This is a genomic window from Actinoallomurus sp. CA-150999 (assembly GCF_050942425.1).
Taxonomy (GTDB): Bacteria; Actinomycetota; Actinomycetes; order Streptosporangiales; family Streptosporangiaceae; genus Actinoallomurus.
On the sequence record NZ_CP192063.1, the window covers coordinates 5,844,012 to 5,857,354 of the forward strand.

The 13,343-nt window shown below is 69.8% G+C and carries 15 protein-coding genes; 13 read left to right on the plus strand and 2 right to left on the minus strand.

Going from position 1 to position 13,343, the window contains the following annotated elements:
* The first annotated feature begins 28 nt into the window (after window positions 1–28).
* From ACQP2O_RS26985 to ACQP2O_RS27035, 11 genes are all read left to right on the plus strand, one after another.
* Window positions 29–223: a hypothetical protein gene (locus ACQP2O_RS26985; protein WP_433190676.1), complete on the plus strand. Its 195-nt coding sequence runs from the start codon at window positions 29–31 to the stop codon at window positions 221–223.
* Between the two features lie 10 nt (window positions 224–233).
* Window positions 234–419, plus strand: coding sequence for a hypothetical protein (locus ACQP2O_RS26990; RefSeq protein ID WP_433190678.1), 186 nt, complete (start codon window positions 234–236; stop codon window positions 417–419).
* The gene (locus ACQP2O_RS26995) at window positions 416–1,381 is read left to right on the plus strand and encodes a pyridoxal-phosphate dependent enzyme (RefSeq protein WP_433190680.1); all 966 of its coding nucleotides are present in this window, start codon (window positions 416–418) and stop codon (window positions 1,379–1,381) included. The genes ACQP2O_RS26990 and ACQP2O_RS26995 overlap by 4 nt, the downstream gene beginning before the upstream one ends.
* Window positions 1,382–1,623: 242 nt before the next feature.
* Complete coding sequence (locus tag ACQP2O_RS27000) at window positions 1,624–2,874, plus strand: MFS transporter (RefSeq protein ID WP_433190681.1); 1,251 nt, start codon at window positions 1,624–1,626, stop codon at window positions 2,872–2,874.
* A 131-nt stretch (window positions 2,875–3,005) separates the two neighbouring features.
* Window positions 3,006–3,599, plus strand: a complete 594-nt coding sequence (locus ACQP2O_RS27005) for a TetR/AcrR family transcriptional regulator (RefSeq protein ID WP_433190683.1) — start codon at window positions 3,006–3,008, stop codon at window positions 3,597–3,599.
* Window positions 3,596–4,423, plus strand: coding sequence for an alpha/beta fold hydrolase (locus tag ACQP2O_RS27010; RefSeq protein ID WP_433190685.1), 828 nt, complete (start codon window positions 3,596–3,598; stop codon window positions 4,421–4,423). The genes ACQP2O_RS27005 and ACQP2O_RS27010 overlap by 4 nt, the downstream gene beginning before the upstream one ends.
* 182 nt (window positions 4,424–4,605) lie before the next feature.
* Complete coding sequence (locus ACQP2O_RS27015; protein WP_433190687.1) at window positions 4,606–5,712, plus strand: NAD(P)/FAD-dependent oxidoreductase; 1,107 nt, start codon at window positions 4,606–4,608, stop codon at window positions 5,710–5,712.
* A gap of 14 nt (window positions 5,713–5,726) precedes the next feature.
* Window positions 5,727–6,662 carry an LLM class flavin-dependent oxidoreductase gene (locus tag ACQP2O_RS27020; protein WP_433190689.1) on the plus strand — a complete coding sequence of 312 codons (936 nt, stop codon included), beginning with the start codon at window positions 5,727–5,729 and terminating at the stop codon, window positions 6,660–6,662.
* 34 nt (window positions 6,663–6,696) lie between these two features.
* Complete coding sequence (locus ACQP2O_RS27025; protein ID WP_433191174.1) at window positions 6,697–7,155, plus strand: helix-turn-helix transcriptional regulator; 459 nt, start codon at window positions 6,697–6,699, stop codon at window positions 7,153–7,155.
* Window positions 7,156–7,160: 5 nt separating this feature from the next.
* Window positions 7,161–7,568 carry a VOC family protein gene (locus tag ACQP2O_RS27030; RefSeq protein ID WP_433190691.1) on the plus strand — a complete coding sequence of 136 codons (408 nt, stop codon included), beginning with the start codon at window positions 7,161–7,163 and terminating at the stop codon, window positions 7,566–7,568.
* A gap of 244 nt (window positions 7,569–7,812) precedes the next feature.
* The gene (locus ACQP2O_RS27035; protein WP_433190693.1) at window positions 7,813–10,209 is read left to right on the plus strand and encodes an ATP-binding cassette domain-containing protein; all 2,397 of its coding nucleotides are present in this window, start codon (window positions 7,813–7,815) and stop codon (window positions 10,207–10,209) included.
* Between the two features lie 16 nt (window positions 10,210–10,225).
* Here ACQP2O_RS27035 and ACQP2O_RS27040 read toward each other — a convergent pair whose 3' ends face one another.
* Complete coding sequence (locus ACQP2O_RS27040; protein ID WP_433190695.1) at window positions 10,226–11,107, minus strand: SDR family oxidoreductase; 882 nt, start codon at window positions 11,105–11,107, stop codon at window positions 10,226–10,228.
* 133 nt (window positions 11,108–11,240) lie between these two features.
* On the opposite strand from ACQP2O_RS27040, the gene ACQP2O_RS27045 reads away from it, so the two are divergent.
* Window positions 11,241–11,771, plus strand: coding sequence for a TetR/AcrR family transcriptional regulator (locus tag ACQP2O_RS27045; RefSeq protein WP_433190697.1), 531 nt, complete (start codon window positions 11,241–11,243; stop codon window positions 11,769–11,771).
* 85 nt (window positions 11,772–11,856) lie between these two features.
* On the opposite strand, the gene ACQP2O_RS27050 is transcribed toward ACQP2O_RS27045, so the two are convergent.
* Window positions 11,857–12,255 (minus strand): MerR family transcriptional regulator, encoded by a 399-nt coding sequence (locus tag ACQP2O_RS27050; RefSeq protein ID WP_433190698.1) that lies wholly within the window; start codon window positions 12,253–12,255, stop codon window positions 11,857–11,859.
* 247 nt (window positions 12,256–12,502) lie between these two features.
* Between ACQP2O_RS27050 and ACQP2O_RS27055 the strand changes: the two genes are divergently transcribed.
* Window positions 12,503–13,318 (plus strand): MBL fold metallo-hydrolase, encoded by an 816-nt coding sequence (locus tag ACQP2O_RS27055; RefSeq protein ID WP_433190700.1) that lies wholly within the window; start codon window positions 12,503–12,505, stop codon window positions 13,316–13,318.
* Window positions 13,319–13,343 lie beyond the last annotated feature (25 nt).

Genomic DNA, 13,343 nt, shown 5'->3' on the forward strand with positions numbered 1-13,343 from the left:
CCGGAGGTCCCTGGATTGACTGAGGGCGGTGACCAGCCCGCCGTGGGAGCTTCGCCGGGACTTCGCCGAGCTGACGGTCGCCAACGAGGTGGACGTCCTGTCCGCGGCTCCCCGCCTGCGGGAGCTGCACGGTCCGGCCCTGCTCGCCCGGTTCGCGGACTGGCGGCCGTTGCTCAGCGCCTCGGCGCGACGTGCCGTCCACGACTTCGGCCGTCAGCCGTAACGTGTAGGCGATGCTGAACGCTGAACTACATCACCCGCAGCCATACCGGAAAGCCGGTCAAGTCGTCCACGGCGCGGCCCGGCAGGTCGCGACCCGGCTCGGCATCTCTCGCGCCTCCGCCTACGACTACCTCGCCGAAGCCCGAGCCGCGTCCTCACCCGACGGCACCGCCCCTCCCCAGAAGGCTGAAGGATGACGAACACACCGCCGGTCACCCTGGACGACGTCCGCGACGCGGCAGCGCGGATCAAAGGCGTCGCGCACCGCACACCCGTGCTGCGCTCACGCACGATCGACGCGCTCGTCGGCGCGGAGGTGTTCCTCAAGTGCGAGAACTTCCAGCGCATCGGCGCGTTCAAGTTCCGTGGCGCCTACAACGCCGCCTCCCGCCTGGCGCCCGAACAGGTGAGCAAGGGCATCGCCGCCTACTCCTCGGGCAACCACGCCCAGGCCGTCGCCCTCGCCGCACAAGAACTCGGCACCACCGCGGTGATCCTCATGCCGGAGGACACGCCCCCGTCCAAGATGGACGCGACCGCGGGGTACGGCGCTGAGATCGTCACCTATGACCGCTACACCGGCGACCGGGTCGCCATCGGTGAGGCGCTGGCCGCCGACCGTGGCCTGGCGCTGATCCCGCCGTACGAGCATCCGCACGTCATCGCCGGGCAGGGCACCGCCGCCCTCGAACTCCTCGAGGAGGTCGGCGACCTCGACTTGCTCGTCACCCCGGTCGGCGGCGGCGGACTCATCGCCGGCAGCGCCACCGCGGCGAAGGGCCTGAGTTCGGGCATCCGCGTGATCGGCGTCGAGCCGGAGGCCGGAGACGACACCAAGCGGTCCCTGGAGGCCGGCCGGCGCGTCTCCATTCCGGTGCCCCGCACGATCGCCGACGGGCTGGCCGCCGACATCCCCGGTGAGCTGACCTTCTCCATCAACCGGCGGCTGGTGGACGAGATCGCCCTGGTCACCGACGACCAGATCCGCGAAGCCATGCGGCTGGCCTTCGAGCGCCTGAAGATCGTCATCGAGCCGAGCGGCGCCGCCCCGCTGGCCGCCCTCCTGTCCGGCCGCATCGCCCCCGTCCCGCGCCGCATCGGCGTGATCGTCTCCGGTGGCAACATCGGCGCCCGGCGTTTCGCCGAACTGTCCGCCTGACCACGACTGACCTCGTCGGCCGCCGACTGACGCGAGAGGGCGGCTCGGCGCGGCGCGGGTGAACGGCCGTACGCCGAGGATCCCCTCCAACGTGGCGCTGCGCCGGGACGCAGATCACGGTACATGCACAACGAATGGTTGTGCCTTCCCGGCGGATCGGTTGTTTGCCGTCGCCGTCCGCCACTCGCTTTGATGCCGAGGTCGCGTGTGGTGGTTCGGGTCGGCCGAGAGGTGCGTTGGGCATGGCGGGTAGGCGGGCGCTGGGTCGGCCGTTCGGGTGGCTGTGGGCGTCGTACGCCGTCAGCTCGTACGGCACGTGGCTCGGGTTCGGCGCGTTTCCCCTGATCGCGATCCTCGTGCTGCACTCCGGGCCGAGCCAGGTGTCGGCGCTGTCCGCCGTGGGGCGGGCGGTCGGGGCCGTGGTCGCGGTGCCGCTCGGTCCGTGGGTGGAGTTCCGCCGCAAGCGGCCGGTCATGATCGCGATGGACCTGACCCGGTTCGCGGCGATGATGAGCGTCCCCGCCGCGTACGCGCTCGGCTGGCTCAGCTTCGCCCAACTCCTCGTCGTCTCCGTCATCGTCGCCGCGGCCAACATCGCCTTCAACGCGGCCAGCGGTGCGTTCGTGAAAGGGCTCGTGCCGCCGGAGGACCTGCTCATCGCGAACGGCCGGTTCGAGTCCACGTCGTGGACCGCGACGGTGATCGGACCACCGCTCGGCGGGGCCGCGATCGGGATGTTCGGCCCGGTGACGACCGTGATGGCCGATGCGGTCAGCTACCTGCTCTCGGCGCTGGGCATCCGCGCCATCGGCGGGACGGAACCGCGCCCCGCGCGGACCGGTGCACCGCGGCTGCGAGCAGGCGACCTGCTCGAGGGATGGCGCCACATCCTCACCCACCCCCTGCTGCGCCCGCTGTTCTTCAACGCGATCGTGTGCAACGGCCTGATCATGGCCTCCGAGCCGCTGCTCACCGTACTGATGCTGGGCCGCCTCGGGTTCGCGCCCTGGCAGTACGGTCTCGCGTTCGCCGCCCCGTGTGTCGGTGGTCTCGTCGGCTCACGTCTGGCGCGCCGGCTCGTGGCGCGGTTCGGGCAGCACAGAGTGATCCTCATCGCCGGGGCGCTGCGTGCGTGCTGGCCGGTCGGATTGGCGTTCGTCCAGCCCGGTGTCCCCGGAATCCTGCTCGTCATCGCCCTCCAACTCGGCCTGGTGACCTGCTGTGGCGTGTTCAACCCCGTGCTGGCCACCTACCGGCTTGAGCACACCGACCACGACCGGGTCGCCCGCACCCTGTCCGCGTGGTCGGTCAGCAGCAGCGCCACCATCGCGGCCCTGACCGCGGTGTGGGGTCTGCTGGCCGCCATCACCGGCCCCCGCACCGCGATCGCGGTCGCCGGAATCCTCCTCCTGGCCACCCCGCTGCTGCTCCCGCGTCGCGAGAACGCGCCCCAGAAGACAAGAGAACAGGCCGCGAGCCTCACACATCCGTGAACCAGCGGGGCTCTGGTCGGTGCGCGCGCTCCAGACCACCAGCGCGGCCGCCAGGGTGACGTCGCTGTTCGGCCACCGCAAACTACTGGTGCTAGGCTATTTCCTAGAGGCTCTAGGAAAGGAGAGTGCCGATGGGGCGCGCCGGTCTCAGTGCCGCGAAGTTGACGGAGGCCGCCGCGGAGATGGCGGACGACGTCGGGCTCGACCAGGTCACCGTCTCCGCGCTCGCACGACGCTTCGGCGTGAAGGACGCCAGCCTGTACTCGCACGTCAAGAACCTGCGGGAGTTGCGCGTCCGGATCGCCCTGCTCGGCGGTGAGGAGATGACCGGCCGCATCGCCGCGGAGGTGGCGGGCCGGGCCGGCAAGGACGCGCTCGTCGCCTTCGCCGACGCCTACCGGCAGTACGCCCTCGACCATCCCGGCCGCTACGCCGCGACCCAGATGCGGTTCACTCCGGAAGAAGTCGCCGACCACGCCGACTCCGCCGGGATGCGCCGCAGCATCGAATTGACGTACGGCATGCTGCGCGCCTACGGCCTGACCGAGCCGGACCTGACCGACGCGGGCCGCCTGCTGCGCGCCACCTTCCACGGCTACATCCACCTGGAGCTCAGCGGCGGGTTCAACCACCCCCGCGACGTCCAGGACTCCTGGGCGCGCTCACTCGACGCGCTCCACGTCCTCCTGGAGAACTGGCCCCGACACGATCGGAAGAACCGATGAACTCGCCCATGACCGGCACGCTCACGGTGCCCGGCGCGACGCTCCATTACGAAAAGCGCGGCAGCGGCCCGGTCCTGCTCCTGATCCCCGGCGGCGGCGCCGATGCCGGGCTGTACGAGGGCATGGCCGCGGACCTGGCCGCCCGGTACACCGTGGTGTCCTACGATCCGCGCGGCCTTTCCCGCAGCCCTCTCGACGGACCCCTGACCGACCAGCGGGTGGACGTGTGGAGCGATGACGCCCACCGCCTGCTGGACCTGGTCGCCCCGGACGACGAGGCCTTCGTCCTGGGCTGCAGCTCAGGCGCCATCGTCGCGGTCGACCTGCTGGCCCGGCATCCCGAACGGCTGAGCCGGGTGGTCGCGCACGAGCCGCCGCTGCTGGAGCTCCTGGAGGATCCCGCCCCGCACCGGGCGCTGTTCGCCGAGGTCCGCGAGATCTTCCGCACCGAGGGGGTCGGTCCCGCGATGGCCCGATTCAGTGAAGGACTGGGGGAGCGGCCGGCCGAGCAGGCCACGGATCTACCGCCCGAGATCCAGGAGATGGCTCCGCGAATGCACGCCAACATGCCGGTCTTCCTCGGCCACGTACTGTGCCCGTTCTCCTCGTCCGTGCCCGATCTCGCCGCACTCCGACTTGCCGCCCACAAGCTCGTGCCGGCGGCCGGGCGGGACTCACGTGCGCAGGTGCCGCTCTACGGCCCGCCCGCCCGGCTGGCCGAGTCGCTCGGGACCGACCTCGTCGAGTTCCCCGGCGGGCACGTCGGAGCCGTCGAATTCCCGGCGGAGTTCGCCAAGCAGCTCCTGGCGGTCCTCGACTCCTGAGGAACACTCGAACGCGGAGAAGCGCGGGCCTTCCTGATCGAGCGTCGCCACGATCAGCAGCGTCCGTCCGCTGATCAGCGTCCCGGAGGCCGTCGGCGGTCGCCTGCCCCGAGGTTGCAGTTCGTAGTACGAACTAATAATGTTCGCACTACGAACTCAACTCTTTTCTGGGAGCAGGACTCATGACTCGTACAGTCGCGGTCATCGGCGGAGGTTATGGGGGATCGGCGGTCGCCAAGGCGCTGGACTCCGAGGCCGACGTCGTTCTCATCGATCCGCGGGACGCGTTCGTCAACGCCGCCGGGTCGCTGCGGGCGCTGACCCAGCCCGACTGGGCGCCGAACATCTTCTTCGCATTCGACACGCTGCTCACGCGGGGGACGGTGATCCGGGACCGCGCCGTCTCGGTGGACCCGGGCGGCGTCACGCTGGCCTCGGGCCGGCGTGTCGCGGCCGAGTATCTGGTCCTGGCCACCGGCTCCAGCTATTCCTACCCGGCCAAGCCCAGCGCCGAGTCCACCGGAGAAGCGCTGGACGACCTCCGTCAGACTCACAAGGAGCTGGCCGGCGCGGAGCGCGTGCTGATCCTCGGCGCCGGGCCGGTCGGTCTGGAACTGGCCGGAGAGATCAAAGAGGTCTGGCCGCGCAAGCACGTGACCATCGTCGACCCGGCCGAGCGGCTCCTGGCCGACTTCCCGCCGGAGATGCGCCAGGACCTGCACCGCCAGCTCGACGAACTGGGCGTCGAGCTGCGGCTGGGCACCGCTCTGACGACGCCGCCGACGACCGGGCACGGTCGCGCCGGGGCGTTCACCGTCACCACCACCGGCGGCGAGGAGATCACCGCCGACATCTGGTTCCGTGCCCACGGCGTGCAGGTCAACAGCGACTACCTCGCCGACGGCCGGCTCACGACCCTCACGACGCAGGGACAGGTCCCCGTCGCCGAGAGCCTCAACGTCCGTGGGTACGACCACGTCTACGCGATCGGCGACATCACCGACGTCGCCGAGGACAAGAGAGCCGGGTACGCGATGAAGCACGCCGAGGTCGTGGCGCAGAACATCATCGCCCAGCTGCGCGGCGAACAGCCCGCGGCGGTCTACCGCCCCGCGCCCGACCCCATGATCCTGCTCCCGCTCGGGCCGCGAGGCGGCGTCGGCCAACTGCCCACGCCCGATGGCCCGGCCATCGTCCCCGCGGCGACGGTCGCCGAGTACAAGGGCGCCGACCTGTTCACCGGCCGCTTCGCCGAACAGTTCGCGTCCGCCGGAAGTAATTCCCGCTAATGGAAGGCAGGACATTGTCCGTACAACACGTCGTCTTCGGATTCGGCGCGCACAGCGGCATCGACGACGGGCCGGAGCTGCTGCGCATGGTTCAGCAGGCCGACCGGGACGGGCTCGACCACTTCTCGCTGTCGGACCATCCCTACATCGGCGGGCGCCTCGACGCCTACGCCTCCATCGGTTTCATCCTCGGCCGCACGCGGCACATCTCGGGCTTCGCCAACGTCACCAACCTGCCGACCCGGCCCGCGCCCATGCTCGCGCGGGCGGTGACGTCGCTGTCCGCGCTGTCCGGCGGCCGCATCGTGCTCGGCATGGGCGCGGGCGGGCTGTGGGACCGGATCGCCGATATGGGAGTGCCGCGCCTGTCACCGGCCGACGCCGTGGACGCCTTCGAGGAGGCCATCACCCTGGTCAAAAAGCTGTCGGGCGGCGGCCCGCCGGTCACCTACCAGGGCCGCCACTACCAGGTGAACCAGATCGAGCCGGCCCCGGTGCCCGCGCCCGCGGTGTGGACCGGATCGGTCGGCCGCAAATCCCTGGCCGCCACCGGCCGGGTCGCCGACGGCTGGATCCCCGGCCATGCGGCGGATTGGCTCAGCGAGCGATACCGGACCTCACGCCCGATCATCGACGAAGCCGCGGCGGCGATCGGCCGTGATCCACACGAGATCCGCACGGTCTTCAACTTCCCCGGCCGCATCACCGACCGGCCACTGCCTGCAACCCGCGACCACGACGGCCGCTGGATCGGCGGCTCCACCGACCAGTGGGCCGAAGAACTGACCGGAGCCGTACTGGAACACGGCGCATCAGGCTTCACGCTCTTCTCACCCGACGGCGGAACGCAGGATGACGTCTCCCTCGGCCGCTGGGCCAAGGAGATCGCCCCGGCCGTACGCGAAGCCATCGCGAAGAAGGGAGCGGACGCGGAAGGGGATGGGGCATAGGTCGCGTTGGCCAACTCCCGTACGACGTGGCACGATTTCGCAGGTGAGCAGCACAACCACCCCGGCGCAGCGGTTGAGCGACCTCGCGCGGTTGCGTCGGGTCCGTGATCGGATCGATCGGGAGTACGCCCAGCCGCTGGACGTCGAGGCACTCGCCCGGGGCGTGCACATGTCGGCCGGGCATCTCAGCCGTCAGTTCCGGCTCGCCTACGGTGAGTCGCCGTATTCGTACTTGATGACGCGGCGTATCGAGCGTGCGATGACCCTGTTGCGTCGCGGGGACCTGAGCGTCACCGAGGTGTGCTTCGCGGTCGGCTGCTCGTCGCTGGGGACATTCAGTACGCGTTTCACCGAGCTGGTGGGCGTGCCGCCCAGCGTGTATCGGCAGCAGTCGGCGGACGCGACGGCGGGGATGCCCTCGTGCGTGGCCAAGCAGGTGACCCGGCCGGTCAGGAATCGAGAAGCGCCGCCCGCCGAGCCACGGCTAGCCTGACCTGCATGGACATCACCATTCACACATGCGTTCTGCCGCATGAGGACCCCGAGGCCTCCGTGGCCTTCTACCGCGACGTCCTCGGTTTCGAAGTACGCAGCGATGTCGGGCAGGGCACGATGCGCTGGATCACAGTCGGCCCCGCCGACCAGCCGGGCACGTCCATTCTGCTGGCGCCGCCGGCCGCCGACCCCGGCATCACCGAGGATGAGCGCCGTACGATCGCCGAGATGATGGCCAAGGGCACCTACGGCTGGATCCTGCTGGCCAGCCACGACCTGGACGGTGTCTTCGAGCGAGTGCAGGCCGAGGCCGAGGTCGTCCAGGAGCCGACCGACCAGCCGTACGGGGTGCGCGACTGCGCCTTCCGCGATCCCGCGGGCAACCTGGTCCGCATCCAGCAGCTGCGCTGAGCCCTCCGGCCACCGCGGCCATGACCCGCACAGACGGCCGCGCGTAGGAGCGCGCGTACGACGTCGGCGGCCGAACGAGCCGCCCGACCGCGAGCTCACACGCGATGGCCGCTGGTCGGTATGCGCGCCGGCCGGGCCGAAGCGGCGGAGAACCAGACGTACCGCTCGAAGCTGGTTAGATCGAGCCAGGCGACGCCGACAACGACCGCGAAGGCGGCCCTCCCCCGTAACAGATGGAGACACGATGAGCATGGCCACGAGCACGGACACGCAGTCGCCTGCGCCGCACGTCGCCGACAGCCACGATCTGATCCGCGTGCAGGGCGCGCGGGAGAACAACCTCAAAGATGTCAGCGTCGAGATCCCGAAGCGCCGGCTGACGGTGTTCACCGGAGTCTCCGGCTCGGGCAAGAGCTCGCTCGTGTTCGGCACGATCGCCGCGGAGTCACAGCGGCTGATCAACGAGACCTACAGCGCCTTCGTGCAGGGCTTCATGCCGACGCTGGCGCGCCCTGAGGTCGACGTGCTCGACGGGCTGACCACGGCGATCATCGTCGACCAGGAGCGGATGGGCGCGAACTCCCGTTCCACGGTGGGCACCGTCACCGACGCCAACGCGATGCTGCGCATCCTGTTCAGCCGGCTCGGGCAGCCGCACATCGGCTCGGCCCAGGCGTTCTCCTTCAACGTCGCCTCCATCAGCGGAGCGGGTGCGGTCACACTCGAGCGCGGCGGCAAGAGCATGAAGGAGCGGCGCGAGTTCAGCATCACCGGCGGCATGTGTCCACGCTGCGAGGGCATGGGATCGGTCACCGACATCGACCTGACCCAGCTGTACGACGACAGCAAGTCGCTCAACGAGGGTGCGCTCACGATCCCCGGCTACAGCATGGACGGCTGGTACGGCCGCATCTTCTCCGGCTGTGGCTTCTTCGACCCGGACAAGCCGATCAAGAAGTTCACCAAGAAAGAGCTCAACGACCTGCTCCACAAGGAGCCGACCAAGATCAAGGTCGAGGGCATCAACCTGACGTACGAGGGCCTGATCCCGAAGATCCAGAAGTCGATGCTGTCCAAGGACGTCGACTCCCTGCAGCCGCACATCCGCGCCTTCGTGGAGCGGGCGGTCACCTTCACCGCCTGTCCCGAATGCGGCGGCACCCGGCTCAGCGAGGCCGCCCGGTCCTCGAAGATCAACGGGATCAACATCGCCGACGCCTGCGCGATGCAGATCAACGACCTGGCCGCGTGGGTGCGCGGCCTGGACGATCCGTCGGTGGCGCCACTGCTCGCGAAGCTGCAGCACACCCTCGACTCGTTCGTGGCGATCGGGCTGGGCTACCTCTCGCTCGAGCGGCCGTCGGGCACGCTGTCGGGCGGCGAGGCACAGCGCACCAAGATGATCCGCCACCTCGGGTCGTCGCTCACCGACGTGACCTACGTCTTCGACGAGCCGACGATCGGGCTGCACCCGCACGACATCCAGCGGATGAACGACCTGCTGCTGCGGCTGCGGGACAAGGGCAACACCGTGCTCGTCGTCGAGCACAAGCCGGAGATGATCGCGATCGCCGACCACGTCGTCGACCTCGGTCCGCGCGCCGGCACGGCCGGTGGCGAGGTGGTCTTCGAGGGCACCGTCGACGGGTTGCGGGCCAGTGCCACGATGACCGGGCGGCACCTGGACGACCGGGCCAGTCTGAAGCCGTCGGTACGGACATCGTCGGGAGCGCTGGAGGTACGCGGCGCCGGCGCCCACAACCTGCAGAACGTCGACGTCGACATCCCGCTCGGCGTGCTGGTCGTCGTGACCGGCGTGGCGGGCTCGGGCAAGAGCTCGCTGATCCACGGCTCGGTGTCCGGACGGGACGGAGTGGTGTCGATCGACCAGGGCGCGATCCGCGGCTCACGACGGAGCAACCCGGCGACCTACACCGGACTGCTCGACCCGATCCGCAAGGCGTTCGCCAAGGCCAACGGAGTGAAGCCGGCGCTGTTCAGTGCCAACTCCGAGGGCGCCTGCCCCACCTGCAACGGCGCCGGCGTCATCTACACCGACCTGGCGATGATGGCGGGCGTCGCCACCATCTGCGAGGAGTGTGAGGGGAAGCGGTTCCAGGCGTCGGTGCTGGAATACCACTTCGGCGGTCGCGACATCAGCGAGGTCCTCGCGATGTCGGTGACCGAGGCCGAGGAGTTCTTCGGCGCCGGCGAGGCGCGCACGCCGGCCGCGCACGCCATCCTCGACCGGCTCGCCGACGTCGGGCTCGGCTACATCAGCCTCGGCCAGCCGCTCACGACACTGTCCGGCGGCGAGCGGCAGCGGCTCAAGCTGGCCACCCAGATGGCCGGCAAAGGCGGCGTCTACATCCTCGACGAGCCGACCACCGGCCTGCACCTCGCCGACGTCGAACAGTTGCTCGGCCTGCTCGACCGGCTCGTCGACTCCGGCAAGTCGGTCATCGTCATCGAGCACCACCAGGCGGTCATGGCGCACGCCGACTGGATCATCGACCTCGGCCCGGGTGCCGGCCACGACGGCGGCCGGATCGTCTTCGAGGGCACACCCGCCGACCTCGTCGCCGCCCGCTCCACCCTCACCGGCGAGCACCTCGCGGCCTACGTCGGCACAAGCGATTGAGGCGAGCGGAGCGGTCTCAGGGCTCGATGTTCTCCAGGTCATCGAGGAGGCTGGGGTGCCTTGGCTGCCATCCGAGGGCGTCGCGGGTGTGCGTGCTGGAGGCCGGCTGGTCCATCGCGAAGATTGGACCGAACGGTCCGAAGTTCTCCTCCGGCACCGCCTCGACCGGCAGGCTCAGTCGCCGGCCGATGACGGTTGCGATGTCGCGTACCGCGTCGCCCTCGTCGGCGACGGCGTGCCAGGACGTTCCGGCCGGGGCCGATTCGAGGGCCAGCCGGAACAGGACGGCTGCGTCGAGTGCGTGCACGGCCGGCCAGCGCTGGGTGCCGTCGCCCGGGTAGCCCGATACCCCGGTGCGGCGCGCTTGAGCGGTCAACATGCCGGCGAATCCGCCCATGCCGTTGTTGTGGACGGTGCGCGGCATGCGGACCGCCGTGGCGCGCACACCGCGTGAGGCCAGCTCCAGCAGCGCGTTGACCGAGCGGCCTCGACCGCCCACCGGTCCCTCGGTCGGCAGCGGATCGGCCTCGGTGGAGGCGCGGCCCGGCGCCCAAGGTGTACCGGAGACGGTGACGATCGGCCGGCCGCTGCCGGTGAGCTCTTCCCCCAGCGCGGCCATGGCGGCGCTCTCCTCGGCGATGGAAGCCGCGAGCGCGTCGGGGTTGCTGTAGTCGCGTCCGAACGCCAGGGAGATGACGCCGTCGGACTTCGCGGCGCCGGCTCGCAGGACGTCGAGGTCGGCCAGTCCTCCGCGCAGCACCTCGGCGCCGGCGTCCTTGAGGGTCTGCTCGGAGCCGTCCGAGCGGGCCAGCGCGAGAACGGTGTGGCCGTTGCCGAGCAGTTCGGAGACGACGGCGGATCCGATGGTGCCGGTGCCGCCGGTGACGAAGACGTGCATGAGGCTCTCCCCAAAGTGATGGGACTGTTGTCTCATCACTCTAGCGGAGTGATGGGACACCTGTCGCATCGCCTACAATGACGGCATGTCTCGATGGCTACCGGGGGTGCGTGAGCGACTGGTCGTCGCGGCTGTGGATCTCTTCACCGAGCAGGGGTACGACGCCACGACGGTGGCGCAGATCGCAGAGCGCGGCGGGGTCACCAGAAGTACGTTCTTCCGGCACTTCTCCGACAAGCGTGAGGTCCTGGTGGCCGGGCAGGAAACGCTGAGCCGGCTCCTGGCCGAGGGGATCGCCGAGGCACCCGCCGGCGCCAGCCCTCTTGAGGCCGTCGCGGCCGGTCTCGAGCGCGCGTCGAGTGAAATGGGACCGATGAACCGCGAGCTCGGCCCCCGCCTCAAGGCGGCCGTCGCAGCCAGCACCGAGCTCCAGGAACGGGATACGCTGAAAAGCGTCGGCCTCGCGAGCGCCATGACGGCCGCGCTCGTCGCCCGCGGCGTCCCCGACCCGACCGCGCACCTCGCGGGCGAGCTCGGAGTTCTCGCTTTCAAGCGCGGCTACGCCCAGTGGTGCGAAGGCGATCGCGATGACGACAAGGGACTCGCGCACCATGCACTGGCCGCCCTGAACGACCTGCGCACGGCGACCGCGTCGCTGGGCTGACCCGTCCTGCGCGACCGCGAATAGGCCGACCGGCTCACCCCCCGAAGACCGACGCGGACCACCTCACCCGTACGGGGCCGTTGTTCTACGGCACCGGCCGATCCGGGTTGGCGAATGATGAGCACTCTGGGCACTCGGCGATGACCGGGTGCCGGCAGGCGGCCACGTGTTCGAGGAAGTGGTCCGTAGCCCGGAGCAGGGCGATTCGGTCGCGGATTTCGGCGCGTTTTGTGTTGATCAGGGCTATCCGGGCGTCGTGTGCGCTTGTTGCGAGTTGCCGGATCTGGCGCAACGAGAGCCCGGCTCGTTGCAGAGTCTGGATCATGCGGGCCTGGTCGAGTGTTTGCTGGTCGTAGGTTCGATGGCCGGCGTGGCTGCGGGGCGGTGCCAGCAGCCCGACGGCTTCCCAATGCCTGAGGACATGCGTCTCGATACCGAGGGCGGCGGCCGCGTCGCCGATCCTCATGACGGTCGGAGCGATCACAGGATCTCCCTTTACTTAAGGTCGACATTAAGTATTAGGGTGCCGTCGATCGGGCCGACCGGCCAACCTGCGGGGAGACTAAGGAGACGCTGAAGTGTCCGATGCGGTACGCGTGCCCAGCGCGCTGGAATGCTGTTCCGCGGCAACCGGCGCTGCGTACGGGCTGGTTCGACCACGACGGGTCGACCAGCGGTTCCTGCGCTCGGTCGTCGACGCCGGCCTGCCCGCCGCGCGGCGTACGGTCACCGTGGCCGCGCTGCCGCAGGTGCCACGATCGGTGCCGACTTTCGCGATCGTGGAGGGGACGTTCGCGCCTCGGCGAATCAAGAACTCGCTGACGTCGTTCGTGATCCAGCATCCGGACGCCACGTTGATAGTCGACCCGAGTGTCTGTCTGGACGCTGAGCATCGCGCGATCGCGCAACTCCCCGCGGTGTTGCGCGTCGCGGTTCGGCCACCCGCCGAAACGATCCCGACGATCGCGGCGCTGCGTCAGCTGCCCAGCCTGCCGAAACCGGACTTCGCACTGCCCACCCACGCCCACTGGGATCACGTATCCGGCTTGTTGGACATGCCCGGACTTCCGGTTCACCTCCACCGCCCCGAGCGCGAGTGGGTCACGTCGGGACCGGTGGCCCCCGTCGGAGGTGTTCGAGATTCTCTACGCGACCGCCCGGTCGTCGACTACGAGCTGGATGGGCCGCCGGTGCTCACCTTCACCCGCAGCCACGACCTGTTCGGTGACAATACGGTCGTCCTGGTCGACCTGGCCGGGCACACGCCCGGCCAGGTCGGTGTCCTCGCCCACACGAAGCGGGGGTGGATCCTGCTGGCCGGCGACGCCGCCTGGCACACCTTGCAGATCGACAAGGTCCGCCAGAAGTCGAGCTACCCCGGCGGTTTCGCGGACCATGACCGCAGCGAAACCTTCCGGACCCTGCATCGACTCCATCTGGCCCGACACTCCGCGACGATCATCCCCACCCACGATCATGACGCCGGCCTCCAACTGTCCGGCGACCGACGCGAAGATCCGCCATCCAGCGCCGCATCGACACGGTGACCATTGCGCGCCGGTGACTTCACTC